The sequence below is a fragment of the Terrimonas sp. genome (assembly GCF_003075435.1).
GTDB lineage: Bacteria > Bacteroidota > Bacteroidia > Chitinophagales > Chitinophagaceae > Agriterribacter.
In genome coordinates, this window is the sequence record NZ_QCZJ01000016.1 from 23,341 (window position 1) to 49,454 (window position 26,114).

Annotated in this window: 27 protein-coding genes and 1 tRNA gene; 12 read left to right on the top strand and 16 right to left on the bottom strand. The window is 40.5% G+C overall.

Annotated elements, in window-relative coordinates:
* Window positions 1-199 precede the first annotated feature (199 nt).
* The gene (locus DC498_RS16570; protein WP_116875306.1) at window positions 200-574 is read right to left on the bottom strand and encodes an iron chaperone; all 375 of its coding nucleotides are present in this window, start codon (window positions 572-574) and stop codon (window positions 200-202) included.
* A gap of 259 nt (window positions 575-833) precedes the next feature.
* On the opposite strand from DC498_RS16570, the gene DC498_RS16575 reads away from it, so the two are divergent.
* Window positions 834-2,102, top strand: a complete 1,269-nt coding sequence (locus tag DC498_RS16575; protein WP_240628036.1) for a cytochrome c3 family protein — start codon at window positions 834-836, stop codon at window positions 2,100-2,102.
* A gap of 90 nt (window positions 2,103-2,192) precedes the next feature.
* Here DC498_RS16575 and DC498_RS16580 read toward each other — a convergent pair whose 3' ends face one another.
* Entirely contained in the window at window positions 2,193-2,879 is a 687-nt protein-coding gene (locus DC498_RS16580) for a hypothetical protein (RefSeq protein ID WP_116875308.1), read from the bottom strand.
* 115 nt (window positions 2,880-2,994) lie between these two features.
* On the opposite strand from DC498_RS16580, the gene DC498_RS16585 reads away from it, so the two are divergent.
* Window positions 2,995-4,191 (top strand): acyltransferase family protein, encoded by a 1,197-nt coding sequence (locus DC498_RS16585; RefSeq protein WP_116875309.1) that lies wholly within the window; start codon window positions 2,995-2,997, stop codon window positions 4,189-4,191.
* 156 nt (window positions 4,192-4,347) lie between these two features.
* Here DC498_RS16585 and DC498_RS16590 read toward each other — a convergent pair whose 3' ends face one another.
* The 5 genes from DC498_RS16590 to DC498_RS16610 form a co-directional block, all read right to left on the bottom strand.
* Window positions 4,348-5,802 carry an RtcB family protein gene (locus DC498_RS16590; RefSeq protein ID WP_116875403.1) on the bottom strand — a complete coding sequence of 485 codons (1,455 nt, stop codon included), beginning with the start codon at window positions 5,800-5,802 and terminating at the stop codon, window positions 4,348-4,350.
* Window positions 5,803-6,069: 267 nt separating this feature from the next.
* Window positions 6,070-7,113: a gliding motility lipoprotein GldB gene (locus DC498_RS16595; RefSeq protein ID WP_116875404.1), complete on the bottom strand. Its 1,044-nt coding sequence runs from the start codon at window positions 7,111-7,113 to the stop codon at window positions 6,070-6,072.
* Between the two features lie 73 nt (window positions 7,114-7,186).
* Window positions 7,187-7,927 carry a type IX secretion/gliding motility protein PorT/SprT gene (locus DC498_RS16600; protein ID WP_165813869.1) on the bottom strand — a complete coding sequence of 247 codons (741 nt, stop codon included), beginning with the start codon at window positions 7,925-7,927 and terminating at the stop codon, window positions 7,187-7,189.
* A complete protein-coding gene (gene ubiE, locus DC498_RS16605) occupies window positions 7,900-8,643 on the bottom strand; it encodes a bifunctional demethylmenaquinone methyltransferase/2-methoxy-6-polyprenyl-1,4-benzoquinol methylase UbiE (protein WP_116875311.1) in 744 nt (247 codons plus the stop codon). The genes DC498_RS16600 and ubiE overlap by 28 nt, the downstream gene beginning before the upstream one ends.
* A gap of 59 nt (window positions 8,644-8,702) precedes the next feature.
* Window positions 8,703-9,317, bottom strand: a complete 615-nt coding sequence (locus DC498_RS16610) for a DNA-3-methyladenine glycosylase (RefSeq protein WP_116875312.1) — start codon at window positions 9,315-9,317, stop codon at window positions 8,703-8,705.
* A gap of 90 nt (window positions 9,318-9,407) precedes the next feature.
* On the opposite strand from DC498_RS16610, the gene DC498_RS16615 reads away from it, so the two are divergent.
* Together DC498_RS16615 and DC498_RS16620 are read left to right on the top strand one after the other, a co-directional pair.
* Window positions 9,408-10,166 carry an EI24 domain-containing protein gene (locus DC498_RS16615; protein WP_116875313.1) on the top strand — a complete coding sequence of 253 codons (759 nt, stop codon included), beginning with the start codon at window positions 9,408-9,410 and terminating at the stop codon, window positions 10,164-10,166.
* Between the two features lies 1 nt (window position 10,167).
* Window positions 10,168-10,878, top strand: coding sequence for an SAM-dependent methyltransferase (locus DC498_RS16620; protein WP_116875314.1), 711 nt, complete (start codon window positions 10,168-10,170; stop codon window positions 10,876-10,878).
* 61 nt (window positions 10,879-10,939) lie between these two features.
* Here DC498_RS16620 and DC498_RS16625 read toward each other — a convergent pair whose 3' ends face one another.
* Window positions 10,940-11,332 carry a hypothetical protein gene (locus tag DC498_RS16625; protein ID WP_116875315.1) on the bottom strand — a complete coding sequence of 131 codons (393 nt, stop codon included), beginning with the start codon at window positions 11,330-11,332 and terminating at the stop codon, window positions 10,940-10,942.
* Between the two features lie 266 nt (window positions 11,333-11,598).
* Between DC498_RS16625 and bshA the strand changes: the two genes are divergently transcribed.
* The 3 genes from bshA to DC498_RS16640 all read left to right on the top strand — a co-directional run bounded on the left by bshA (window position 11,599) and on the right by DC498_RS16640 (window position 14,659).
* Window positions 11,599-12,744 carry an N-acetyl-alpha-D-glucosaminyl L-malate synthase BshA gene (gene bshA / locus DC498_RS16630; RefSeq protein WP_116875316.1) on the top strand — a complete coding sequence of 382 codons (1,146 nt, stop codon included), beginning with the start codon at window positions 11,599-11,601 and terminating at the stop codon, window positions 12,742-12,744.
* 99 nt (window positions 12,745-12,843) lie between these two features.
* A complete protein-coding gene (locus DC498_RS16635) occupies window positions 12,844-13,632 on the top strand; it encodes a TatD family hydrolase (protein ID WP_116875317.1) in 789 nt (262 codons plus the stop codon).
* Window positions 13,622-14,659, top strand: coding sequence for an asparaginase (locus DC498_RS16640; RefSeq protein WP_116875318.1), 1,038 nt, complete (start codon window positions 13,622-13,624; stop codon window positions 14,657-14,659). Before DC498_RS16635 ends, DC498_RS16640 begins: the two co-directional genes overlap by 11 nt.
* Before the next feature lie 11 nt (window positions 14,660-14,670).
* Here the strand turns inward: DC498_RS16640 and DC498_RS16645 are convergent.
* From DC498_RS16645 to DC498_RS16680, 8 genes are all read right to left on the bottom strand, one after another.
* Window positions 14,671-14,757 (bottom strand) — tRNA-Ser (locus DC498_RS16645).
* A gap of 90 nt (window positions 14,758-14,847) precedes the next feature.
* Window positions 14,848-15,687, bottom strand: coding sequence for a hypothetical protein (locus tag DC498_RS16650; protein WP_116875319.1), 840 nt, complete (start codon window positions 15,685-15,687; stop codon window positions 14,848-14,850).
* Window positions 15,688-15,822: 135 nt separating this feature from the next.
* Complete coding sequence (locus DC498_RS16655) at window positions 15,823-16,440, bottom strand: class I SAM-dependent methyltransferase (protein WP_116875320.1); 618 nt, start codon at window positions 16,438-16,440, stop codon at window positions 15,823-15,825.
* Window positions 16,441-16,562: 122 nt separating this feature from the next.
* Entirely contained in the window at window positions 16,563-16,745 is a 183-nt protein-coding gene (locus DC498_RS16660) for a hypothetical protein (protein WP_165813870.1), read from the bottom strand.
* Window positions 16,746-16,916: 171 nt separating this feature from the next.
* Window positions 16,917-17,288 (bottom strand): hypothetical protein, encoded by a 372-nt coding sequence (locus DC498_RS16665; protein ID WP_116875321.1) that lies wholly within the window; start codon window positions 17,286-17,288, stop codon window positions 16,917-16,919.
* Entirely contained in the window at window positions 17,285-18,946 is a 1,662-nt protein-coding gene (locus DC498_RS16670) for a DUF262 domain-containing protein (RefSeq protein WP_116875322.1), read from the bottom strand. Before DC498_RS16670 ends, DC498_RS16665 begins: the two co-directional genes overlap by 4 nt.
* A gap of 17 nt (window positions 18,947-18,963) precedes the next feature.
* Window positions 18,964-19,539 carry a hypothetical protein gene (locus DC498_RS26425; RefSeq protein ID WP_206197655.1) on the bottom strand — a complete coding sequence of 192 codons (576 nt, stop codon included), beginning with the start codon at window positions 19,537-19,539 and terminating at the stop codon, window positions 18,964-18,966.
* Window positions 19,540-19,618: 79 nt separating this feature from the next.
* On the bottom strand, window positions 19,619-20,662 hold the full coding sequence (locus DC498_RS16680; protein ID WP_116875323.1) for a nucleoid-associated protein: 1,044 nt from the start codon (window positions 20,660-20,662) through the stop codon (window positions 19,619-19,621).
* Window positions 20,663-20,781: 119 nt separating this feature from the next.
* On the opposite strand from DC498_RS16680, the gene DC498_RS16685 reads away from it, so the two are divergent.
* From DC498_RS16685 to DC498_RS16705, 5 genes are all read left to right on the top strand, one after another.
* Complete coding sequence (locus DC498_RS16685; RefSeq protein ID WP_165813871.1) at window positions 20,782-21,159, top strand: ORF6N domain-containing protein; 378 nt, start codon at window positions 20,782-20,784, stop codon at window positions 21,157-21,159.
* Between the two features lie 176 nt (window positions 21,160-21,335).
* Window positions 21,336-22,712 carry a glycoside hydrolase family 88 protein gene (locus DC498_RS16690; RefSeq protein WP_116875405.1) on the top strand — a complete coding sequence of 459 codons (1,377 nt, stop codon included), beginning with the start codon at window positions 21,336-21,338 and terminating at the stop codon, window positions 22,710-22,712.
* Between the two features lie 35 nt (window positions 22,713-22,747).
* A complete protein-coding gene (locus tag DC498_RS16695) occupies window positions 22,748-23,581 on the top strand; it encodes a sugar phosphate isomerase/epimerase family protein (RefSeq protein ID WP_116875325.1) in 834 nt (277 codons plus the stop codon).
* 116 nt (window positions 23,582-23,697) lie between these two features.
* Window positions 23,698-24,861 (top strand): Gfo/Idh/MocA family protein, encoded by a 1,164-nt coding sequence (locus tag DC498_RS16700; protein ID WP_116875326.1) that lies wholly within the window; start codon window positions 23,698-23,700, stop codon window positions 24,859-24,861.
* A gap of 382 nt (window positions 24,862-25,243) precedes the next feature.
* Window positions 25,244-26,014 carry a 3-ketoacyl-ACP reductase gene (locus tag DC498_RS16705; protein WP_116875327.1) on the top strand — a complete coding sequence of 257 codons (771 nt, stop codon included), beginning with the start codon at window positions 25,244-25,246 and terminating at the stop codon, window positions 26,012-26,014.
* Window positions 26,015-26,114: the final 100 nt, after the last annotated feature.

A 26,114-nucleotide genomic window follows, 5' to 3' on the forward strand; every position in this document is an offset into this window, starting at 1 on the left:
TTACAGATAAAATCTGCGTTAGCATCATGAAGTGGCGATAATCGCAAGAACCTTTGAGCCAATCCTGATATGGAGCAGGATAGAGATTTTATTTAATGTAATATTCAAGCAATTTTATAATACTTCTTCCTTAATAAAAATGATATCATTCGCTATAATAAATCCCCATCCCTTTTTCTTCAAACGCTTTAGATAAAAGCTATTTTTTCTTCGTCTTCAGTTTTTCTTTTACTTCTTTCAAGCGGAATTTTACAATTTTAGTGATCAATGAAAACGGTATGGGTTTATCAAGCGGAAATTGTACCGAGCCCTTTCCCTGTTTGTATTTTGAAAGTTCTTTTTCAAATGCTGTATGCCCGCTGGGTGTTGCATAAAACCCGATATGGTTTTTAAATGCCGCAAAATAAACCAGGGGCCTACCCTGTATTGAGAAAGCAGGCATTCCGTAGCTGATGGCTTCATCGGCATCCGGTGCAGCCTTATGTATAACTGCCCTGATTTTTTTGAGCAAATCCTGCACCTCTCCGGGTGCATTACTGATATATTCTTCAACGGAAGCTACTTTAATTTGCATATGATGGTTTCATTGAATGACCTTTTTCGTCCCTGCCAATAATACATTAAATTAAGAAGTTTGCCACGAATGCACAAATACAGCATAAACCCAACCATGTATTCTGTGCAACATACGCTTACCGGGCTCTTAACAGGTATCTTTAAAGAAAAAAGTTATTGTAAATCAAGAAAAATGAAACACAGATAAAACAGATGTAAAGGATAATCACGGAATGTGTCCGCGTTATTCCGTGTGCTATTCTATAAAAAGGAGATGGTTGCAGCGCTTAATCGTCCCGCTTTCCACGGAACAATGGGATTATTTACAATACAATAAACCTGTATCTTCATATCAGAAGAAATCCACTTCTACCATGCGTCAGCAGAAAATATTTTTCATCTTTATTCTACTAATTGCCGTTACGATCTGCTTTGTAAAATGCATTCAGCAATCTTCGGGTAGTGATCCCCGTGGCCCGTTATATGCCGGCGCTGACGCCTGCCTGCAATGCCACAAAAATATAGCTGACAGCTATATGCATACCAGCCACAATAAAACATCCGCTCCTGTTTTTTTTGATAGTATCAGGACTGCATTGATCAATACAAAAACTATGGTCAATTATCCTAACGGGCATACTGTTAAGTTAGAAGAGGAACGAAGAAATATACTGCAGTCACAATTTGAAGGAGATAAAAAGATCCTTTCCGAGAAGATGGAGATGGTTTTTGGCTCCGGTGAAAAAGCCCGGACTTTCGGATATTGGAAAGATGAACAACTGTTTCAATTGCCGCTTACTTATTTAACCAACCTGCACCAGTGGACCAACAGCCCCGGATTCCCGATAGATCACCCTTATTATACACGCCCTATAATAAGCCGCTGTTTTGAGTGTCACTCTTCTTATGTATATCATTATAATGAAAACACAAGGCCGCTGGAAATAACAGAAAAATTTAAACCTAATACTATTGTATATGGCATAGACTGTGAGCGTTGCCATGGCCCTGCAAAAAAGCATATTGATTTTCATCGTGAAAATCCCGCTGAGAAAAAAGCAACATATATCGCTGATATTAAATCGCTCTCCCGTACACAGCAGTCGGATCTTTGTGGCACATGCCACTCAGGAAACCCGGTATCTTTTAAATCCATTTTTGCATTTATGCCCGGCGATTCGCTGAAAAATTATTACATGTATTATCCCGGCTCGTTTATAAACCCTGATGTGCATGGTATGCAGATGCAGTTGCTGCAGCAAAGCGCATGCTACAAACAAAGTACGCTCACCTGTTTAACGTGCCATAACCCGCACAAAGCAGAAAACAAAACACAGCAAACAATAACGGCAAGCTGTATTTCATGCCACAACACTTCCCTGCATAACACACAAATGATACAGGAAAAGAAAAATTGTATTACCTGCCATATGCCATTAAGAACATCCAGGAGCCTTGACTTTAATAACAGTACAGAGAATAAAAATATTCCTTATAAGCTGAGAACGCACAGAATTGCAATTTACCCGGAAAACGAATGGGAATAGCATCTAAAATGAAACGCCCTCCCCTATGCGTCAATCTATGCTTGTTGATTAAATTTTTTTTGATATAAAAGCAGGGTACCCGCTATAAAACTATTTATTTGTACAAAACAGGAAAAGTTTTTTTACATCATCTATATTATTGAAGTTGATTTTTTCAACTTTAATATAATTATCAATAGCCCTGCGTTTTTCTGAAAAAAAATTATAAAAACCCTTCTTGTCTGCCAGGATGAAGTGATTATAAACATCCCCTAAATAAAAGGTATATTCCTTTTTAAAAAACACGTCTTCTTTCGTTTGCAACCGGAAGGCCCGTCCGTCCCTGTAAATATTTGAGTAATTATCAATAGCAGATGTTCCGGAACTAATGCCATAGGCGCCTTCTTTTCTCCTGTCACCCATAGTTATCCGTTCTTTTACGGCAAGTGTATATTTATCCGTCTTCATTAGCTGCCGCAGGTAGCCTTTATAATAATAATATGTAATGCTGTCAATATCTACTTTATGCAGAAGACCGGGTTCAGCTATTGCAAGGGTATCACCTCCTGATAGAAATTGTAATTCATCAAGAAGGCAGTGATAATTAAACCGTTGATTTGACCTGCTTCCGTTTTTCAATATGGCAGTACCATTGGTAAATGAAGAGAAAAAATAAATTTCCTCAACAGGGATAGCCTTTTCAGGCACTTCACCGGCTTTCACCAGAAAAAGCTTATGCTGTGCCGGAACTGCGGTTACGGCTATCAAAAACAAACAGGTGCAAAACAGCCTGGTCATGTCAATAGTATATATCTAAATGTACGACTTTAAAAGTAGGACACTTCAAAAAGCGTAAATACATTGTTGTTGCCGGGCTTTCATATATTCTCTATTTTTATTCAAAATCAAACCATTGAATCAACGTTTTTACTCCCTTGATGTATTTCGCGGAGCTACGGTTTGCCTGATGATACTGGTAAACAATCCCGGTTCCTGGTCGCATATATTCAGCCCGCTGGAGCACGCAAAATGGCACGGCATCACGCCCACCGACCTCGTATTTCCCTTCTTCTTATTTGCGGTTGGTAATGCAATGGCCTTTGTGTTACCCAAATTAGAGGCGGCGGGCTCTGCAGCATTCTGGAAGAAGGTCATCACAAGATCATTGTTAATATTCTTTATCGGGTTGTTTTTAAACTGGTATCCTTTTGTGAGCTGGCAAAACGATGCGCTCCAGTTCAGATACTGGGTTAACCCTAAAAACACTGAAAGTGGCGTTCGTATACTGGGAGTACTGCAACGTATCGCCATTTGCTATTTTTTTGCATCGGTAATTGTATATTATTTTAAGGCAAGGGGTGCTTTTTTTACGGGCAGTGTATTACTGCTGCTTTATTGGTTTTTATGTTATGCAGGCAACCCCGCTGATCCCTATAGTTTGAACGGCTGGTTCGGAACAGCTATTGATAAAAAAATACTTGGTGTGGCACACATGTATAAAGGCGAAGGCGTTCCTTTTGACCCGGAAGGTTTGATGAGTACCCTGCCTGCTATTGTGCAGGTGATATTCGGGTACCTTGTGGGGGATTATATACGCAATAAACCAAAAGCTTATGTGACAGAAAATAATTTTGGTAATACTATTCCGGCATCGGCTTCATTGTACCCTATGATCACAGGTTTGTTTGTGACCGCGGTTGCATTATTAATTACTGCTTATTGCTGGGGCCTGGTGTTTCCCATTAATAAAAAAATATGGACAAGCTCCTATGTACTTTGTACTACCGGCCTGGCCATAGCTATTATCGCGTCAATGATTTACGCTATTGAAATACGCGGCGCAAAAAATTGGCTCACCCGTTTTTTTGATGTGTTTGGCAAGAATGCCTTGTTTGTTTTTGCATTAAGCGCTTTTCTTCCCAAAACACTTAATCTTATTCGTTTGGGCAACGGCGTTACACCCTGGAACTGGATATATAAAAATCTTTGGATAAATGTATTGCCGTCTGTTCCGGAACTTGGCTCACTGCTTTATGCTTTAACTGTGATCAGTTTTATGTGGTTGATTTGCCGGTGGATGGATAAGAAGAAGATTTATGTGAAGGTGTAGGGGGCGTGCTAAGTGTCTTTCGCTTAGCACCGTTGTCCTGTCGCCTCCGGCGACGATGATATAGTCGCCGGAGGCGACAGGAGAGCTATGCGTGGCGAAGACGCCACGCATAGCTAAAAAGACGCTTAGCACAACTAAAACAACAGACTTCCTACGTTATTCTCCAACCACATCTTCTCTTCCTTTCTTTCCCCAAATCTTATGTTTCGCTCCATCCATCTTCACAATTTTTGGTGTAAACTTTCCTACTATGTCTACCAATGCTTTCTGCGATTGCATTACTACATTGATATCTTTGTACGCAAACGGGGATTCATCTAATCCGCCTCCCAGCAATTTAACGCCAAACTTTTTCAGCTCATCTTTAAACTGTTTATCGGTAACAGAAGCTATCGCCCTTGTACGGCTCATTTTCCTGCCTGCGCCATGCGATGCGGAATTAACTGAGGCTGATTCACCTTTGCCCTTTACTATAAATCCATCCGCCGTCATTGAGCCCGGGATTATCCCCAATACATCTTTAGCTGCAGGCGTAGCGCCTTTACGGTGCACTATCACCTCCCTGCCTTCCCATTGTTCTTTCCATGCAAAATTATGATGGTTCTCTACCATTTTGATTGGCTTATGTGCCAACTGCTTTGCGATTTTTGCATGTATTACATGGTGACAGGCAGAAGCATACTCACCCGCAAGGTTCATGGCATTCCAGTATTCTATACCTTCCTCTTCATCCAGCGATAACCAGGCAAGATTTTTTGCTTCCTGCGGCAGCCGTCTTTTGCTTATGGCCAGCTTAGTATAATGGTTGGCTATATTGGCTCCCAACGCTCTTGAACCGGAATGTGTTAAAAACCCAACGTATTTACCGGCATCAACGCCCAGTACCTCATCTTTCTCTGCTATTTCAATTATACCAAATTCAGCAAAATGGTTTCCGGAGCCGGAAGATCCCAATTGTTTCCATGCCCGCCCGTGCAGGTTTTTCAGCAATGGCAACTCGTAAAACAATGCATTGTCCATTACTTCATTATCCGCCACCCGGTCAAATTGCGCTCCGCTTCCAAATAAGGTAGCATCACCCAGCTCCCGTGCAAAATAAGATTCTTTATCAGTCAGCTCTTTGGGATTGATATCGAATATGCTCAAACACATACGGCAACCAATATCAACACCTACCCCGTAAGGTATTACCGCATTATCTGTTGCCAGCACACCGCCTATCGGTAAACCATACCCGCTATGTGCATCAGGCATTAAAGCACCGGCTACAGATACCGGCAACTTTGCCGCCTGGTACATCTGGTGCATAGCGCCTTCTTCAATATGCTCCTGCCCGAATACGTTAAATTGTATCCCGTTCTGGTTTAAGGAAACAGACTCTCCTTCTAACAGCTCTTTTTTGGGAATCAGCTTTTCTGCGATCAACCCCAGCACCGCATCATTTTCATATTCCACCGGCGCTTCCAGTATTTTCTTCAGTAGCTCCATCACATCCTCTTTTGCTTCATGCTTATAATGCTTCTGCATTACATTCATTGCAATGCTTATTACAGGCCCTTCAGGGTAACTAATTGCCCTTAATGCTTTACCTGTTAATTTCAACTTGCTCATGTTTCTTTGATTAATAATACAAACATATAAGTATGCTATGCAATCTTTTTGCACAGCATACTTATACATTCTAAAAATGTATAGCATTAAGCACCGGCGGCATCAACATTGTAAGCAAACACCCGGGCTTATTAACAGGAACCATATTTAGTTCGTAGAAAACAGTATACGTTTTGAAAACCATTAAGAAGTTAGGGGTCATTAAGGTTTTTTACTCAAATGTCTTAATGGTTAATTATAAGAACTAATAGTGTGACCGGATAATAACTATTTCGGTTTATACTTCGATTCAGCGAGTATTTGTTTGGCGTCAAGTTTAAGCAGGGTATCCAGGGTTGTGTAAGGATGCTTTTCCATATACTTTTTTACGATCTGCCATCCCACAAATAATGAAATTTGGCCGGGAGACCCTTCTCCCAGTTCCTGCGTTTGCGGACCTTCTTCTACATATGACTGTATGCGGAGGAAATCTGAATTATATAACAGATTATTCTGTATCAAAAAACTCCATATCAACCCCTCGTTTTTATAACAACCGGTTAGCTGGTTTGCCGTATAACCTATCTTCAACGTATCAGGAGTTTCTGGCATAAACTTATCCAGCAGGTATAGACGCTTGCCTTTATCAATGCAAAAATCAAGTAAGGTTTTATCGTTAGGGTTGGGAGGATAAATATCATCCACAATATTTTTTAAACAGTTAACCGGGATATATTGCGGGGAAAATTTTGCTGAAACATATTTGGGAAACAATGATTGCGCTGCCTGGCTTTGATATAAAGAAGCTTCGCTGCCAAGATGGAGCTGCAAGCCAACCGCCAGTGCGTCCTGCGTAATTACATCTCCGGTTTTGCCGGTTGGCGTTTGAAATATCGCGTCAAGCGGGCCAATAAAGGTGATTATTTTTTCCGGTGCGTGATATGCAGGAAAATAATGTTTTGCAAAACGGATACCCTGCTTCACTTCATTCTCAATTTTGCTGAAATCTGCAAACACTTTATCCGCCGTATCCTTCACAATATGGTAATCACGCAAAAACGATTTAATAGCTGCCTCAGCTTTACTGCCATCTTCTGCCACAGATAGTCCAAGTATGTTCTGTATAAAATCCGCGAAAAACACCGGGTATTTCTGTTGCAATAATGGAAATGATGCGGGAACATTATTGGTGTCAATCGAAAAAAAATCTTTTTCAAAGCGCTGCGTCTGCAGGTTTACTTTTATACCCGACACATCAGGCGTTTGCTTACCATCTTTACAGGAAACAAAAAACAGCAGCAATGTCAAAAATATTATAGTGGTTTTTCGCATAGCAGTTGAAACGGGATTATTGCTAAAAATTAAAATTGTTGCGTTGCTAAACAGGATACCGATAATTACAGGATCAATTACCTCCACCCTCAAAGTGAAGCGAGAAAAGGATCATGCTTGAATTCATTCTGTCAATAACATTTGAATATTTAAATGTAGGGTCGGGCACATGCACATTCCTTAAACCATGGCTCACCTTGATCTCCGGGGATACAATTACATATTTATTAAAAAACTGGAAGCCAATACCGGCCTCTACGCCAAAATCCGTTTTGTTCACTTTCACCAGGTTATCCGAGTTTGTAGTACCGGAATTAGATGCAAGATCATAATCGAACTTAATGCCGGCAAGTGTATAAACCCTGAAGTTTCTGATCCTGTCGCTTTTTAATCTCACCTGCAATGGCCAGCTCATTACAATTGATTCTACTTTTTGCGTACGCACCAGGTTATTGTCGCCCATATCAGGATATTTCAGATCATACTGAAACTTTTTTTCACTGAATATAAGGTTGAGCGGGTAAAAACGAAGGTCCCATCTTTTGGATAACTGAAGATTTGCCATAATACCAAGGTGTATGCGGCCGCTGTTCAAGCCGTTTACAGCCTGTATGCTATCCTGGTTTAAAAAATAATTGGAGTGGGAGATGTTATAATGTGATGTGTTATACCCCAATACTATACCGAAGTAATATCTCTTGTCGTCATGATCGGCAAGATTATAAGCATTGCGTAACTGTGCGTTTACAATATTTACAAAGCAAGACAATACAATAACCGGCAGCACTATTTTATACCGCAATATATACTGCAAATACCCAGGCTTAATTTTTTGCATGATGTGTTTCGGAATCCAACGTTATTTAATATACCTACAAAATCTTTCCCTTCCGGAAACTGTTGCACCGATTCAGTAAGATACTGGTATGCCTTCTTGTTTTTTGATACTACAGAAGCCACACGGGGCGCCACCATTTCCATGTACAAATTGTAAAGTTGTGCTATGCCTGTTATTTTAGGTTTTGAAAATTCGAGTATAATTAATTTGCCGCCGGGTTTCAATACCCTGTTTATTTCTTTAAGCCCCTGCTCAAGCCGCTCAAAATTACGAACGCCAAAGGCAACGGTTACAGCATCAAACGTATTGTCAGAAAAGTTTATTGCCTCACTATCACCACTTTGTAACTCAATCTGCTTATCTAATCCTAACTTTAACACTTTCTCCCGGCCTATCTCCAGCATTTTGTCTGAAATATCAATGCCGGTTATTTTCTCCGGTTTAAGCAATTCATATGCCATGATGGCTACATCACCTGTCCCGGTGGCTACATCCAGCATAATTTTAGGCTTTTCTTTAGCCAGCATCTTCAATGCCTTTCTTCTCCACCCTTTGTCAATGCCTGCCGACAAAAACCTGTTCATAAAATCGTACCGGAAAGCAATGCGGTCAAACATTTCAGCAACCTGCTGCTTCTTGGTTAGTTCTGATTCCTGGTAAGGCACTACCTTATCATGATTATATGTAGCCATCAGCGGCAAAAATAAACAATAATGTATATCAGGGTTTTAGAATATTATTATTATTGATGTTACTTTAACTTTCTTCCACTCACATATATATTCCCTTTTAAAACAAACCTATAAGGCAGCAAAGCATCTTCGCCCGCATAGTCAACACCAATTCTTGGCGTAGCCAAAACATCCTTATTCGTAACCTTAAAATTATCATCTGCCACAAACATCAAATCATCAAGCAGGTTAATGCCGGTATGTTTGGTAAAAATGCCCAATGCTTTAGCTACATTACCGGGGCCTGAACCAAGTGTCCGGTCAGGTTTCTTTTTTCCGGTACGTTCCAGCATTATATTTATTCCGGTTACAGGTTCTATTGCCCTTATTAAAACGGCATTAGGAATATCTTTTTCGTTGGTAACAATATTAAACAGGTGGTGAATGCCATAGCAGAGGTACACATAAGCCATCCCTGCATCTCCAAACATAATTTCTGTTCTGTTGGTTCTTCGGTTGTTCCATGCATGTGATGCTCTGTCTGCAATGCCATTATAAGCCTCGGTTTCTACAATACGCCCCGACGTTTCAATACCATCAAAACGTGTAACGAGCAATTTACCGATAAGCTCTTTGGCTATTTTAACTACATTCGTGCGGTTATAAAACTCATAGTCCAGTTTCTTTAAAGCCATGACCTGTTCAGTATAATTTTTTGTTATGTTTGAATAACGGTCGGTCCGTACATCTTAACAAGTTAATTAAACCGTTTTAAATATTTCCGGTTGCTTAAAGAAATCATTATAGCTATTCAATCGTATTTTAAAGCTCACCAGTTTATCCGCAGGCATAAATTATGGAAATGGATCATTATTCCGGGTTTGATTTACGCGATACTTTTTTTTGTGAGCATATATTTCTTTGGAAAAAGCGCAAACTATTTAATAAGCGTAGTAAATATAAAGCTGGGCTTAAAAGCCTGGGTAGAGGGGATGAACAGCAGTTTGGTGAGATTCCTGTTTGCCGTAGGCGGCGTTATTCTGTGGATCATTTTAATGATGATGTATTTCTCCTGGTTCAAGTATATCTGGTTGATTGTAGGTTCTCCGGTATTCGGCTATCTCAGCGAAAAAACAGAATCAATTATTGAAGGCAAAGAATATCCTTTCAGTTTTATTCAATTAATGAAAGATATTACGCGGGGCGTTAAACTGGCATTGCGCAATGCATTATGGCAAACCGTATATACTATTTCCATCCTGCTGCTGTCTCTTATACCGGTTGCAGGCTGGGTTACACCAATGATTTCTTTATTTGTAGAATGCTATTACTACGGATTTTCCATGCTCGATTATAGTTGTGAGCGCCAAAAGCTTTCCCCTTCTCAAAGTATTGAGTTCATAAGCAAACGCAAAGGTCTTGCTATTGGTAACGGGCTGGTATTTTACCTGATGCATACCGTTGTAATCATAGGCTGGATACTGGCACCGGCTTACGCGGTAATAGCGGCAACGCTCAGTTTGTACGATCAGAAAGATAAATAACATGCAAAAAAAAGGAATTGTGTACCTAATACCATCTGTAATAGAAGAGCAGGCGCCTGATACCATTCCCGCATGCATTATTAATGCCGTAAAAGATTGCCGGGTATTTTTTGTAGAAAATGAAAGGACCGCAAGGCGTTTTTTAAAAAGCATATGGAAGGAAATGGTGATTGATGATTATGAATGGCATACCATACACAAGGCAGAGAACGACGTAAAAGCTGTTTTTATTTCCACATTAAAAGCAGGGAAAAATATTGGCATCATAAGCGAAGCAGGTTGCCCCTGCATTGCAGATCCGGGGCAGTTGCTGGTTGATGAAGCACATAAAAATAACATTACTGTTAAGCCGCTTGTTGGGCCAAGCTCAATTTTACTTGCATTAATGGCAAGCGGTATGAACGGGCAGCATTTCCGCTTCAGTGGTTACCTCCCTATTGATAACATGCAGCGTACAAAAGCTATTAAAGCACTTGAAGCAGAATCGCAGAAAACAGGTTGCACCCAAATGTTTATTGAAACGCCTTACCGCAATCACCAGTTGATGGAAGCGCTGTTAAAAAACTGTAATGCAGCCACACGGTTATGCATAGCCGCATCTATTACTTCACCAAATGAGTATATTAAAACCTTAGCTATTGCAGAATGGAAAAAAGAAAAAATTGATATTAATAAAAAGCCCGCTATTTTCTTACTAAGCGCAGGCGGGTAGCTAAACCTATGGGTTTACGGCTGTACCTTCTGCCTTTCACCCTATGCCTTTTACCTTGCCTCTACCTCACAATATTTCCCGTACCTGGGTCTTTCATTGCTACTATACTATCCACAACATACCTGCTGAAGCCGCGCCAGGGCAGGGCGCCATTATATTCTTTATAATATAACTCAAACACTTTACCTGAGTTTGCCATTAAAATATGAGCAACGTCTTCATTTACTACAGAAAATTCAAAATCATATGACTGGATGGTGCTCGGCGCTAACGACCTGATGCCGGATTGTATCAGCTTTCCTTCGTAGGTTTTAAACAAATACCCTTTTTTTACACAGTAGTTAAGTTCTCCCGATTTTACCCCTTCGCCTAACACAAAATAATACCTGAAATATCCAAAGCCGAGCAGTGCAATTATTACTATAACCAAAAAATAACCCAGGAATTTTCTCATAAACGCTGTTTAAAGATTCAAGTTAATAAAATGTTGCTGAATTGAAATGCACCCTAATATACTAACAAGAACCACATTTAGTTCGTAAAAAATAATATCTGTTTTGAAAACCATTAAGAAGTTAAGGTACATTAAGGCTTTTTACTTAATCTTCTTAATTCCTTAATGGTTCTTTATAAGAACTAATAGTGTTCCGGATAATATTAGCCTGATTGCACCCGGCTTATAATATTTATCTTTGCAAATCTATAAATATAAACAACTGTATGAATATAGGCATTGTTTGTTACCCAACTTTTGGAGGCAGCGGGGTATTGGCTACAGAATTAGGCAAGGCATTAGCAGATAAAGGACATACTGTTCATTTTATTACCTACCAGCAACCGGTAAGGTTAACAGAGTTTCGTGCCAATATTCTTTATCATGAAGTGAGGGTGCCTACATACCCGCTATTTGATTACCCGCCGTATGAATCCGCATTATCGAGCACAATGGTGGATGTTGTAAAGAATAATGATATAGATCTGTTGCATGTGCATTATGCCATTCCCCACGCATCATCAGCCTATATGGCTAAAAAAATTCTGGAAAAAGAAAACAAGTACGTGCCTACTATTACTACGCTGCACGGAACCGATATTACCCTGGTAGGCAGGGATAAAACCTACGCGCCGGTAGTTGCTTTTTCTATCAACCAAAGCGATGCTATAACGGCAGTTTCGGAAAACCTTAAACAGGAAACATACAAAACGTTTAAAATAGAAAAGGACATTGAGGTGATCCACAATTTTGTGGATGTTCGCCGTTTTGCCCGCAAGCCTATTGATGCCTTCCGGAAAGTCATCGCGCCTAATAATGAAAGAATCGTATTGCACGCTTCAAATTTCAGAAAGATAAAGCGTATAGAAGATGTAGTGAAGATTTTCAACAAACTGAATGAGATTGTTCCTTCAAAATTATTGCTGGTAGGCGATGGCCCGGAAAGACCGGTGATAGAAGATTTAGCCAGGCAGCTTAATCTGTTTGAAGAGATAAGGTTTGTGGGCAAGCAGCAGAATATGGAAGAAATTTTTGCCGTAGCTGATTTGTTCTTATTGCCCTCAGAATATGAAAGTTTTGGTTTGTCTGCCCTTGAAGCCATGGCTGCAGGGGCCCCGGTAGTAGCTACCAATGTGGGAGGATTACCGGAAATTATCATTCCCGGTGTAAATGGTTATATGGGAAATATTGGAGATGTAGACCAGATGGCTAGCTACGCGATTGATATTTTAAAAGAAGAAAATACTTTTCAAAAATTTAAAGAGAACGCCCGGAAGCAAGCCGAAAAATTTGATATTACAAGAATAGTTCCCCAATACGAAAAGCTTTACGAAAACCTGTATAATAACTTTTGTAAGAGGGGATGTAAATAATGGTGAACAGGCAATAGTGAATGTGAATAGACCCGCAATAGATTTTTACCATTCATTATTCACTATTGCCTATTCACTATTGCCCATTGACAATTCACTATGCCACCAACCATAATAGATACCCACTGTCATTTATACACAGAAGACTTTGATGCTGATATAGCAACGGTAATACGCCGTGCGCAGGATGTTGGCGTGCAACAGTTTTATTTACCGAATATAGATAGTGCGTCAATTGACAGCATGCTGAAACTGGAAACTGATTTTCCTGGTGTATGTATTCCTATGATGGGATTACACCCCTGCTCCGTAAAAGAAGATTACAAAAACGAATTAGCTGTTGTAGAAAGCTGGCTGCAGAAAAGAACCTTTGCCGCAGTGGGAGAAATCGGATTAGATTTTCATTGGGATAAAACTTTTACTGATCAGCAATATGAGGCATTTCATCAGCAGATTGAATGGGCGAAAGCATATAACCTTCCAATAGTAATTCATACCCGTGAAGCCATGCAGCAATGCATTGATGTAGTAAAGCAGCATAAAGATGAAAAGCTGAAAGGCATCTTTCATTGCTTTGGCGGGTCAATAAACGAAGCAAAACAAATTATTGATCTTGGATTTTACCTTGGCATTGGCGGAGTACTTACCTATAAAAAAGCCAGGCTAAAAGAAACACTGAAAGAGATCAGCATTAAGCACCTGGTGCTCGAAACCGATGCTCCGTATTTAACACCTGTTCCTTTTCGCGGCAAGAGAAATGAAAGCGCTTACCTGCAATATATAATCGAGGCCTTGGCCGAAGCAAAAAACATACCCATTGAAGAAGTTGCGTCTGTAACAACAGCAAATGCTAATTTCGTTTTTCAAAAGCAGCAGCATGTCGCGTAATTCCTCCCCGGCAAAGCTTTTAATTATATATACCGGCGGTACTATTGGTATGGCTTTCGATAACAGCGGCTCGCTGGTACCGATGGGTTTCCGGGAAATCAAATATCATATACCTGAAATTGCGAAACTGGGTTATGAGTTTGATATGCACGCTTTCACCCCGCCGATAGATTCTTCCAACATGTCGCCGGAAATATGGGTAGCGCTGTGTGGTATTATTGAGCGCAATTATAATAGTTATGATGGATTTGTCATTCTTCACGGCTCAGATACAATGGCATTCACCGCATCTGCTCTTAGCTTTATGCTGCAGAACCTTGATAAGCCGGTAATATTAACCGGCTCACAGTTGCCCATAGGCGAAATTCGTACAGACGCCAAGGAGAATATTATTACCACCATGGAAATTGCCGGTGCAAAAAAAGAAGGCAGGTCAATTGTGCCGGAAGTATGTATTTATTTTGATTATTTTCTTTTCAGGGGTAACCGGAGTAAAAAATACAACACAGAAAAGTTTGAGGCATTTCATTCACCTAATTATCCATCACTGGCAGAAGCGGGCATAGACATATTGTATAAAGAAGCTTATATAACCAGTCATCCCCAACAATCATTTCACGTCAATACAAAATTAGATACCAATATAGCGGTGCTTAAAATGTTTCCCGGCATTACGCAATCTGCGGTGGAATCAATACTCAATACCCCAGGTTTAAAAGCCGTAATTATGGAAACCTTTGGCAATGGCAATACTATTACCGCTCCCTGGTTTATTCAATTACTGGAAAAGAAGATCAAAGCAGGCATCATCATTGTTGACCGAACCCAATGCGATGGCGGCTCGGTAGAGCTGGGCAGGTATGAAACCAGTGCTTATTTAAAAGAAATAGGCGTTACCGGCGGCAGCGATATGACTTTTGAAGCTACCGTTACCAAACTGATGTGGCTGCTGGGGCAGGATTTACCTGTGGCGGAAGTAAAAAGATTGCTGGAAATCTCTTTAAAAGGGGAGTTGACGGAGAAATAGCAGAAAATCTGCGGAGACGGCGAGATTCGAACTCGCGATACAGTTTCCCGTATACACACTTTCCAGGCGTGCTCCTTCAACCACTCGGACACGTCTCCATTTGAGGGATGCAAAAATAAGGTTATTCGGTATTGTATCTAATAATCTTTTAAAATTTTTGCCGCCATGCAAATGCTGACGCAGGATACTTAGTACTTAAACACGGCAACCACCCGCTTATTATACCCGGGCATCCCGGGCGAAGTAACGTTATTTATGATCCGGGATATGTTTTTACCGGCTGTCAAAACGGTGTTTTCTGCTATCTTATCAATATATGCGGCCTCATTTCCTATTTTCACTTTCCTGATGATTTTAGCAGGAAACCCTTTCATCCTGCTTAAAACAGGGATATTGAATATGGGATAATTCTCCGATAAGCTCGTTTCAATAAAAAGCAGTGGGTTAAAATATGCAGTATCTGAATAGGATTCAATTACATGCGTGTAAACAGCCGTTGCATCCTTTGTTTCCACTTTTTCTAACGCCGCAGCATTATTATAGTAGTAGGTACTGGTAGCTTTTAATGTAGTACCGGCCTCATTGGTTATATAATACTTTAATGCCGTTACCCGCTCTTTCTCATCATAGCTGTATTCCATTTTATAGGAAGATGGAAGCTGAATATTTTTATATGTATTTACATAGTACGAAATACCTGATTCGCTGTAATGAAAAGCATTTTTATATAATGACCTGTCTTCATACAACTCTTTCAGTCGCTGATTCTCCCAGTTGAAAATTGTGGCATTTAAAACGTTTCCGTAACGGTAAGATATTTCTTTTAATGTGCTGTCTTCATTATAATGCATAGTTGCCGTTATTCCATTATCATATTCAATGCTTCGCACAAGTTTGATATATGGCTTATCATTTTCGGCAGGGTTTGGGTTTTCTGTATTGTTCTTTTCACATGCATTCAACCCTCCTGCAATAAAAACAAGAAAAATCAGCCTGATAGCTGCATGAAATAATCCGGATAAGTTCATTGGTATCTTTAAAAATGTTTAATCGTTTTCCACGGTGACCATATACAGGATAATGACGTTGCATAAAGATGTATATGCTCCGGTAAAATTTGTTAGAAAGTTATCATGCTGTGCTTTTATAAACGGCATTACAATTCACCCCTCCAACACAAACACACTCACCCCGGTTTCCCTTTCATTCAATACAACCTGCCCGTTCCATTGTTGTGTGCAATATGGCAGCAGCATATTAATAAAGGGCTTTGCTACCAGTCGCTGCGGCGTACTGATGATAATAGTAACCTTATTGTGCAGAAAATGCTCAAGAACACGCATCAATTCCTCAAAAATCCCTGGCTCATAATTCACATCACTCAGTAATAAAACATCAGGTAAAGCAGTTTTAACCGCATCCTTCCAATCCATTTTTGTTGCCTGGGCATTCTTCAATTGCAAATGCGCTATAGATCGCCGTATGCATACAACCGCCTGCTCTTCTCTATCGGTAATGGTTACCTGCTTGGCCATAGTTGCCGCAAACAAACCAGGTAAACCCAACCCTGCTGCTAACTCTACAACATTTCTTTTTTCAATATAGTGTGGATGCTTGTATAAGAAATGGCACAACCCGATTGATGCCGGCCAAACCTGCGCCCAGTATGCAGCATGTTTGTTATTGCTGTATGTTTTTTGCACAGCTTCTGTATCCGGAATAAATATTTCCAGCCGGGTGTTGGAGATGGAGAAGGGGTGGAGGCGAAGGCGAAGCGGCATAATGCAAAGATGGGGAAGTATAAATCATTTTTTCAACGCGTTAATAATTACCCGGCTTTCGATGTGGTTTGCTGTAATACAATCCCAACTCACCGTCGCTTTTGCCCAGCAGGCTTTTCCCTTTATATTGTTTGGGCAAGGAGATTTTGCGACCGTGCAGGCGGCTTGCTGTATTTATCCGCCACTTTTAGAAACAGTAAATAAGCAACCTGTTCTAAATAATCGCCATACCCAACGCCATTATAGTGAAGCGTGTTGCAGAATGCCCGTATTTTGGAAACGACAGAGGATGCGTTGTTACTCATATACCTGCTTCAGCCAATTGGCTGATTTGCAGGGTTGTTATACTTTGGATTGAATACCTTTTTATATTGCAAGCTGATTGCACCAAGATTAATAAGCAAGCCCACAGGTAAATCATACGCTACTACATAATTTTTTGCCTGCGGTTTTATAATAAGCCCTGAAGGCAGTAATTACAATTTTTCAATCATTCCCTTTTGCGTATCAAAAACCATAGGATATAATGAATAGCTGAACCACTCGCCAAACATTTTGAATGTGCGGTGCTTAGGCCACATGGCTTCATCTATATACCAGCCAAACAATTCCTCTTCAAAGAGCTCGCTGAAGTTTTTCCTGAGCCATGTCTCCATTTGCTGCCTGGTTTCGTAATCAGGCAGCAGGTATATATTACCGGTTCTTATTTCATCTTCAATAACAGTATCCGGGTCATGTGCAAGCAGCCAATCGAAAAATGGCTGCTTTGGCACCATTACAATGGCGGAACGTTTCAGGTTTTTAAAATCGTCGTCGAGCATGGTTATAATAGTTATTTGTATGCTCAAATCCTTTTAATTTCATCGAGCTTGTCAAACAATTTAGCTCCTGCAAGTTTTTCAATCTCGCTGATTATAACCTTTCCTCTTGCATTAAAAAAATTTAAAAAACTTCTCTTATTATTTGTATCCCAAACAGGACTCGTGGTAGATGCAGGAATCAGATGGCTTCTCATCACACGAGAAAAATGTCGGTGTTTTTTATACTCTTTCAAATAATTTCTTGGATGTACATCACTTATAGATTGATTCTCGTCAGCCTCTACATAGCAAATGTTGCAAATTGAGTTTATCCATTTTGGATTAATGTGTATCCTCCTTAAATGTGCTTTGGGGAAAATATGATGCCTGTCTTTTCGATTTGAAAAAGACGATGTATTATCCAGCATCATTTCATAACCATTTGCTAAGTATGAAGGCTTTTTACTTCGCAAAAGAAGAAAATAAGCCTTGGCAACACTGGATGATTTTTGATAATCCATTTTTAAAAAATCAAGAGGGCTAATTTTTTCAGAAGAAATAAATTTTGCGCCATTATTTTTTGCCAATCGCTTGAAAAACTTAATGTCCTCCGGAATATTCCTGTTAAAAGCCGCTCCCGAATATCTTTCACCACATGCTGTAAACCAAAACCATTTTTTTATCTCTTTTATTTGTGAGGGCTTTGCTCTTGATTTGTTCAAATAAAAGAAAAATGCAAGTAGTGTATATATATTTTGATATGGAAGTAGCGAAGGGTGATTGACTTTTAAATGGTTCACCAGAAAATCAACCGCTTCTTCATAGCCATATTGCAGGCTTTTCCAAATTTTAGTGAACTCACCATTATATTTTTTATTTTTCTCAATTTTTGTCAATACTGATTCCAATGCCCGTCCCGTAATTGTTGTTGCTCCATATGCAAGCCCCAAGGCACTCTGCATTGCTTCATTAGAAATAAAATTATAGGAATGTTTAAGTCCTCTCTTTGTGTCTAAAATATTATCACGCAGGCTTACATCTGTTGCTTTCGCGAAAAGAGTGTCTGCCCGGTTAACCCTCATTCCTGCAGAATTAATTCTTACAAAAACCTCCCTGATATCCTCTACGTTACTACCGGTAAACATTAGTAACAAAAAGGAAAAGTGGTGAAATGCCTTATAACATTTCGATGCCTCGATAGTCTCCCAATTTGTTAACCCAAGCCTACGCTTTAAAAGCGCAGGCTGTGTATTAAGCAAATCAAATAATCTTATATATCCTTTGGTGTTCTCATCATATCTTGATGAGAAGACAAATCGTCGGTCTGCTTTTTTATCGCAGTTAAAAAATAAGTGGCGAAAGTTTATATCAGAGCCTGCATCCGGTCTTTCTTCAACCCCCATAATTACGCCATATATTGTAGATAACCTTTGTTGACCGTCAATAATCAATTCAGCATGTTTTGCTTTTTTATTAAAAGGTGGTACAATTGTTTTGTTATTGGGTCTTATATTAATGGCTTTTGAAAAAGGAGCATTCCATACCAGCCCAATCCCTATAGGATAATTTCGAAATATGCTATCCATCAACTTTAAAATCTGTTGCTTTTTCCAAACATATTGGCGTTGAATTTCAGGAATGGCAAAATCCCTATTCTCAAATTTCCGTTTTAGTTGTCGCAGACTATATTTCTTAATGCTAATCATTGGGGGCTTTTACTTTTTTAATTTCGTATCCCATTTTTTTGATTATAAAACTTAAGCATTGCCTCATTTTTTTCATTGAATTTTTCGGCTTTATTCTTATAAGGTGAATTTCCCAACGCCATCTTCCAGTTGCGCATAGCTTCCCTGATTGTTGAAAAACCTGTAGAGGTGGTGTCATCAAGTATTTTACAAACAGTAACTAAAAGCTCGGTTTTGCTAAAAACCGGCCGGCGTCTCGGCTTTGGGTTCCGATAATCGGTGAAGCGGGTAATTTCCCCTGTACTTTCGTATTCAAAGGGCAATGGCTCATTGTTGAGATATTTCAACTTTGCGTTTGCATAGCCTTCTGTTTGGTCTTCGTGTACTGTGAGGCGCTCTGCTTCCTCTTCTCTCTTGGCTTCAATAATGCCTATTGGTCTTTTATCAGCAAATAAAATATAATCTGCCGGGCCTATATCGGTTTGATATTCTCTTACTGCTATACCCCTGCCTGCGGGAAGATTGATGCGGGATTTATCCTGAATAAGCCAGCCGCTCTGCAGCAATGCAGCATAGATCCTGTCTCTGGCTATTTGTTCGGGATTCTGGTTCAATGGCAAAGGGTTTATGTTGCAATATAAAAAAATTGAACCCTATATTCAAATCCCTTCTCCTGTTACACTTGACAACACATTAACTCTCCTCCTCAAAATAAATCTTATAATACTTTCTCCCGGTTTCTTCATCAATGCCCTTTTCAATCAGGTCGCGGCGGCCGTGAATATAGATGTGAAAATTTTTATCCAGCTTCAGCACTGATTTAAAAACCCGTTGCTGCTTCTTTACCGCTGCAAGATTGATATCAAACCCGTCCTCAATTTCAAAATTCCTCGAAGCTTCAAAATTCTTCTTGTAATCCATAAAAGTTTCCACCACATCCGGGTGATGGATAACTTCTTCCGCAAACTCCTGCAAACTGAATTGTTCTTTTGTTTTAAAATAATCCATTGAACGGTTCAAAAGTTCTATCTGGTCACCTTTTGATACTTCAAATTTTTCCGCATACTCATTGGTTACAAAATTCTTGCAAAGGCTCAGGTACTGATCGGTATGATTATAGCTGTCCGCTAAGGGTTGTACCTGCAAAAAATCGCTGATCCAGTATTGGGCATCCTGTTTATTGGTATTATCTGCCACGCATATTTTATACCCTTCAGCAGCGTTAGTATTAAATATAAGACAGCCTTTATCTAATTTATTTATACTGATGCCTTCTTCGTTTTTCAGTTCCCAGTCATCTTTCAGGTGATATAGTTTAAGAAAAGTCTCTTTCGTTTCTGATTTAAAAATGCCAATGGCAGAAATAAAATCATTTTCAAAAGGAATATTTTCAAACACCGCTGCATACAGCTCCCCATCCTTCACTTTTACATGGGTGCTTTTACTGTACAAAAAAGCAGCCATCTGCCCGGAAATTTCAATGAAACGCTTCGGCTCCTCAAATAGCTGAGCAGTGTAATGATACATCTCGTTCAGCTTCAGGTCGCTGAGATGTGTAAAATGGTATAGTTTGTTTGTATCAAATGCTCCGAGAAAATATTGCGTAAGTAACTTTGGTACTATGTCGCCGGATATACGCAATAGATTTTCCGAGCGTTTAAAATCTTCTCCACGGGTAGGATTTCCCACCTTATGAACGATTATTTCATTCAACTGAACAGCGTCTATCCCTGTCATATGTTTATATATTGGGTGGTGAAGATAAGAAGCATGCTTTTTTTCATCTAAAAATTATACTTCTTTATGGCAAAGGATTTTCTTTTATGTATTTTAGCAGCGCAATCCTTAAACACCGCATGGGAATTATTTACGCTATTCAGAAAAGAATATACCGCATCAGGAGGAAAACAGTGATCCTCGACATAGATTTAGCGTTGATATATAATATTGAGCCCAAAATATTTAGGCAGGAAGTCAAAAGAAATATACAGCATTTCCCCGGGGGATGTTTGTTTCAGCTCACAGAAAAAGAATGGGAAACGCTGCGATCAGCTATTAATGCCACACATAATGGCATCTTACACCAGGCAGATAACCTGGCGCAAACGCCTTACGCATTTACCGAGCAGGGAGTAGTTGCTTTAAACGCAGTGCTTCATAATAATCTTGTGGTTAAGATGAATATTGCCATTATCAGGGCTTTTGCCGAAACCGGAAAAGGCAGCAGGCATTAATATCAATCAGCAATCCCGGCTTAGCACAAAACTTCCGGTATAAGGGCAGTCTCATTCATTTTCTTGTTTCTAAAGCAATTTCTATTTAAAAAACCTTTATCTTAAAAGCTTAAATCAGTGAGGTACTACTCATAGTGCCACTTCACAATAACGATGGCTTAAATTTTGAAAAAACGATGGTAAAAATAAAAACAGGCTTGAAGGCAGCTGACTTACATTTCAAACTGGAAACTTTCTGGGATCTCTCTGCCAGGAAAATTTTTCTCATTGAAAAAAACTACGATAAAACCAAAGGCTCACCGGTATTTACTGCCGCAGGTAAATACACCTCAAGAGGCTGGACAGAATGGACTCAGGGCTTTCAATACGGTGCCGCCATCCTGCAGTATGACGCAACAGGCGATAAACAAGCCCTTGCAACAGGAAGGAAAAATACGGTGAACCTGATGGCGCCGCATATCAGTCACACAGGTGTGCATGATCACGGTTTTAATAATATAAGCACATATGGCAACCTGCTACGCCTGATGCATGAAGGGAAAATTTCTTTTGATGAATGGGAAAAGCAATTTTATATACTGGCATTAAAAATTACAGGCGCTGTACAGTCCAGCCGCTGGACAGTTATCAAAGATGGTGGCTTCATCCATTCCTTTAATGGCCCTCATTCTTTATTTGTAGATACCATCCGCTCCGTTCGTGCATTGATCGTTTCGCATAGCCTTGGGCATTTTTTACAGGCAGAGGGAGATGTAAAAATCAATTTGCTTGAACGAGCGGTACAACACCTTTCGGCTACTGCAAACTATTCCGTTTTTTATAATAACGGCCGCGATATCTATGATTCCTGGGGACGTACAGCCCATGAATGTATTTTTAATGTAAAAGATGGCAATTACCGCTGTCCTAATGCACAGCAGGGCTATACCGGCTTCAGCACATGGACAAGGGGGCTTGCCTGGGCTATTTGTGGCTTTGCAGAAGAGCTGGAGTGGTTTGATCAATTGCCGGAAGATGCCGCAATACCCGGAGGAAAGAAAGCCATAATAGACACGATGCTTAAAGCGGGAAAAGCAACCTGCGATTACTATATTGAAAATACACCGGCTGACGGCATTCCTTATTGGGATACAGGGGCGCCGCAATTGCACAGGCTGGGAGACTATCTCAACAAACCTGCTGATCCTTATAATGATTTTGAACCGGTAGATAGCTCCGCAGCAGCAATAGCTTCACAGGGACTTTTGCGGTTAGGAAGATTCTTACAACAGAAAGGAGATACAGAAAGCGGTAACCGCTACTGGCAGGCAGGATTAACGGTACTGGATACCCTTTTTGATGAGCCTTACCTGAGCACAAAAGACAATCACGAAGGCTTGATCCTGCATTCTATCTATCATCGCCCTAACGGTTGGGACTATACGCCGCAAGGAAGCAAAATACCCAATGGAGAATCCAGCATGTGGGGCGATTATCATGCAAGAGAAGTTGCATTATACCTGCGGCGTATCATCAACAACGAAACCTATTATACCTTCTTTAATATGCAATAGCGCAGATTATTGGGGGAATACTAAATACAACAACGATGAGCATAGCGCCATATAAAGATCTTTCCCGGTTATGCATACATACCATTACTACAAAGCCCTGGGCTATTGAAACCGCTGCACGTAACTATGCAGCAGCTGGAGTAAAAGGCATTACTGTCTGGCGTGATGCATTGGATGGGCGTGATATACATCAAACAGGCAAAATGCTGCGCAACGAAGGATTGACTATTGTATCGCTTTGCAGGGGTGGATTTTTTCCAAACACAGATAAAAACAAAAGAAAGCTGGCTATTGATGACAACCGTAAAGCTATTGAAGAAACCGCGGCATTAGGCGCACCATTAATTGTATTGGTTTGTGGCGCCGATCCCGCGCAAAGCCTGGAGGATTCGAGAAAACAGATACAGGAAGGTATTGAAACTGTGCTGGATGAAGCAAAAGCGGCAGGCGTAAAACTTGCCATTGAGCCTTTGCATCCCATGTATGCAGATACACGTTCCGCTATAAATACATTAGCGCAGGCAAATGATATGGCTGAGGCGATCAATTCCCCATGGGTGGGTGTGGCGGTAGATGTATATCACCTGTGGTGGGATCCTGCTTTGGAGCAGGAAATAAAACGTTGCGGGCAACAGGAGCACCTTCTTGCCTTTCATATCTGCGACTGGAAATCACCAACAACAGATATGTTGTTCGACAGGGGGTTGATGGGCGATGGTTGTATTCCTCTGCGCAAGATCCGGTACTGGGTAGAGGCAACAGGTTTTGCAGGATTTAATGAAGTAGAAATATTTTCAACCCGGTACTGGAAAGAAGATCAATCAGCTTTTTTGGAAAAAATAAATAAAGCGTACCTGGAACATGCGTAACGATGGTACATGCATTCGTGAGATGTGAAACGTAAGACGTGAGGATCACAGGTTTATCGTCTCCCTTTTCATAATTCAATCAACATAAGCAGATAAAACATTTAAATCATACACTGATGAAAGAATATAAAACAGGCATTATAATGAATGGTGTTACAGGCCGCATGGGAACCAACCAGCACTTGTTGCGCTCCATCGCTGAAATCATTAAACAGGGGGGTGTAAAAATCAGTCCGGGAGAAACCATTATGCCTGATCCTGTATTGGTTGGCCGTGACGAAAACAAGTTGAAAAAACTTTGTGCATTATCGGGCGTGAGTAAAATGACCACAAACCTTGATGAGGTAATGGCCGACCCATACTATACTATCTATTTTGATGCACAAACCACTACAAGGCGGGCAGATGCTATACGCAAAGCCGTGAAAGCAGGTAAACATATTTATTGTGAAAAGCCCATTGCCATTGATGTAAAAGAAGCTCTGGAATTATATAATCTCTGTAAAAATGCCGGACTTAAAAACGGCGTTGTACAGGATAAGCTCTGGCTGCCTGGCATTATCAAATTGAAACGCCTGATACAACAGGATTTTTTTGGACAAATACTTTCCGTGCGTGGCGAATTTGGCTATTGGGTCTTTGAAGGCGATTCTATTCCTGCCCAGCGGCCGTCGTGGAATTACCGCAAAGAAGATGGCGGAGGAATAATTGTTGATATGCTTTGCCATTGGCGCTATGTGCTGGATAATGTTTTTGGAAAAGTTAAATCAGTATCCTGCCTCGGTGCCACACATATACCAGAAAGGGTTGATGAGCAGGGCAGGCGCTACAAATGTACGGCTGATGATGCAGCTTATGCTACGTTTGAACTGGAAAATGGTATTATAGCACATTTCAATTCTTCCTGGACAGTGAGGGTAAGAAGAGATGATTTGCTGACACTGCAGGTTGATGGCACCCAAGGATCTGCTGTTGCCGGTTTGCGGGAATGTTATATACAACACTATGGCAATACGCCAAAGCCTGTATGGAATCCAGATATTACACAGCCTATTAATTTTTTTGAAGGCTGGAGCAAGGTGCCGGAGCAGGAAGTGTATGAGAATGCTTTTAAAATGCAGTGGGAATTATTTTTAAAACATGTAGTAAAAGATGAACCCTTTCCCTGGGATTTATATGAAGGAGTGAAAGGCGTGCAGCTTGCAGAAAAAGGTATTGAAAGCTGGGAAAAGAAATGCTGGGTAGATATACCGGATTTGAAGGCCGAAGGTAAAAGGTAAAGCGCAATGTTATTTACTTAAAGGCATAATAAGGGTAGCGCCTATGGCGCATAATTGAAACAATAAACTGATTCGTCCACAAACAAATTGTGCCTATGGCACAAAAAGAAAGCCAAACGGAGCTGAGGGATTGATTAGAAGGTAATAGTAGATGTGAAAACGGATATCTGAAAGCTGATAGCCCATTGCTTTCTGCCGCATAGCGGCTACCTGTTTGTTGAAAAATGCCAGCGGTTTTCTTTGCCCCGTATGGGCTACCCCTGTATAACAATCGAATCGCCTTTTAGGAGGGTTAACTAAATGACATTGAGGTGAAGGGTGGAAGATGAATACACATTATTATCGTTTCACATTTCACGTCTCACAAAAAAACTAAACAGCAATGAAAAGAGTAGCATTGATTACCGGTGGAACAAGAGGAATTGGTTTTGGCATTGCCACACAGCTGGCAAAAGCAGGATTTAATCTTGCCGTAAACGGAACGCGGCTGGACGAAGCGGTACAACCCGCTATTGATGAACTGAAAGTATTGGGAGCTGAAGTGATTTATTGCAGGGGCAGTATTGCATCTTCTGCCGACAGGGAAAGCATGATCCGCAGCACCAGGGAACATTACGGCGCTTTACATATACTGGTGAATAATGCAGGGATTGCCCCTCGCGAACGCAGAGACATACTGGATGCTACCGAGGAAAGCTACGATGAAGTGTTGTCGACAAACCTGAAGGGTTGTTATTTTCTCACACAAAAAGCTGCCAACTACATGATTGAGCAAAAACAAAACAATCCAGGCTTTAGCGGTTGTATCATTAATGTAAGCTCAATATCTGCAACAGTAGCTTCAATAAACCGGGGAGAATATTGCTTATCAAAAGCCGGGTTAAGCATGGCAACGCAATTATTTGCGATAAGGCTGGGAGCATATAATATACCGGTATATGAAATAAGACCGGGTATTATCCGCACCGATATGACGGCAGGTGTTAAAGAAAAATATGACAAATTGATTAGTGAGGGTTTGTGTATTCAGCAACGCTGGGGCGAACCGGAAGATGTGGGCAGGGTCGTTGCAGCGCTTGCCAAAGGAGATTTTTTATATTCTACCGGCCAGGTAATTATGGTAGACGGTGGGTTGACAATACCGAGACTGTAAAAGGGAAAGGGGAAGATGAAAGGCAGAGGATGAGAAGCAGAAGGATAAAAGCGGAAAACTATTTTGGTTAAAGAAGTTGAGGGCCTGGTGAAAGGCATTT

Coding starts and splice junctions, on each gene's coding strand:
- DC498_RS16655 (WP_116875320.1), bottom strand. CDS start 16,440: ATGCCGCTTCGCCTTCGCCTCCACCCCTTCTCCATCTCCAACACCCGG.
- DC498_RS16640 (WP_116875318.1), top strand. CDS start 13,622: ATGTCGCGTAATTCCTCCCCGGCAAAGCTTTTAATTATATATACCGGC.
- bshA (WP_116875316.1), top strand. CDS start 11,599: ATGAATATAGGCATTGTTTGTTACCCAACTTTTGGAGGCAGCGGGGTA.
- DC498_RS16695 (WP_116875325.1), top strand. CDS start 22,748: ATGAGCATAGCGCCATATAAAGATCTTTCCCGGTTATGCATACATACC.
- DC498_RS16690 (WP_116875405.1), top strand. CDS start 21,336: ATGGTAAAAATAAAAACAGGCTTGAAGGCAGCTGACTTACATTTCAAA.
- DC498_RS16650 (WP_116875319.1), bottom strand. CDS start 15,687: ATGAACTTATCCGGATTATTTCATGCAGCTATCAGGCTGATTTTTCTT.
- DC498_RS16610 (WP_116875312.1), bottom strand. CDS start 9,317: ATGGCTTTAAAGAAACTGGACTATGAGTTTTATAACCGCACGAATGTA.
- DC498_RS16635 (WP_116875317.1), top strand. CDS start 12,844: ATGCCACCAACCATAATAGATACCCACTGTCATTTATACACAGAAGAC.
- DC498_RS16680 (WP_116875323.1), bottom strand. CDS start 20,662: ATGACAGGGATAGACGCTGTTCAGTTGAATGAAATAATCGTTCATAAG.
- DC498_RS16625 (WP_116875315.1), bottom strand. CDS start 11,332: ATGAGAAAATTCCTGGGTTATTTTTTGGTTATAGTAATAATTGCACTG.
- DC498_RS16670 (WP_116875322.1), bottom strand. CDS start 18,946: ATGATTAGCATTAAGAAATATAGTCTGCGACAACTAAAACGGAAATTT.
- DC498_RS16595 (WP_116875404.1), bottom strand. CDS start 7,113: ATGCGAAAAACCACTATAATATTTTTGACATTGCTGCTGTTTTTTGTT.
- DC498_RS16580 (WP_116875308.1), bottom strand. CDS start 2,879: ATGACCAGGCTGTTTTGCACCTGTTTGTTTTTGATAGCCGTAACCGCA.
- DC498_RS16570 (WP_116875306.1), bottom strand. CDS start 574: ATGCAAATTAAAGTAGCTTCCGTTGAAGAATATATCAGTAATGCACCC.
- DC498_RS16700 (WP_116875326.1), top strand. CDS start 23,698: ATGAAAGAATATAAAACAGGCATTATAATGAATGGTGTTACAGGCCGC.
- DC498_RS16685 (WP_165813871.1), top strand. CDS start 20,782: ATGGGAATTATTTACGCTATTCAGAAAAGAATATACCGCATCAGGAGG.
- DC498_RS16660 (WP_165813870.1), bottom strand. CDS start 16,745: ATGAGTAACAACGCATCCTCTGTCGTTTCCAAAATACGGGCATTCTGC.
- ubiE (WP_116875311.1), bottom strand. CDS start 8,643: ATGGCTACATATAATCATGATAAGGTAGTGCCTTACCAGGAATCAGAA.
- DC498_RS16620 (WP_116875314.1), top strand. CDS start 10,168: ATGCAAAAAAAAGGAATTGTGTACCTAATACCATCTGTAATAGAAGAG.
- DC498_RS16705 (WP_116875327.1), top strand. CDS start 25,244: ATGAAAAGAGTAGCATTGATTACCGGTGGAACAAGAGGAATTGGTTTT.
- DC498_RS16590 (WP_116875403.1), bottom strand. CDS start 5,802: ATGAGCAAGTTGAAATTAACAGGTAAAGCATTAAGGGCAATTAGTTAC.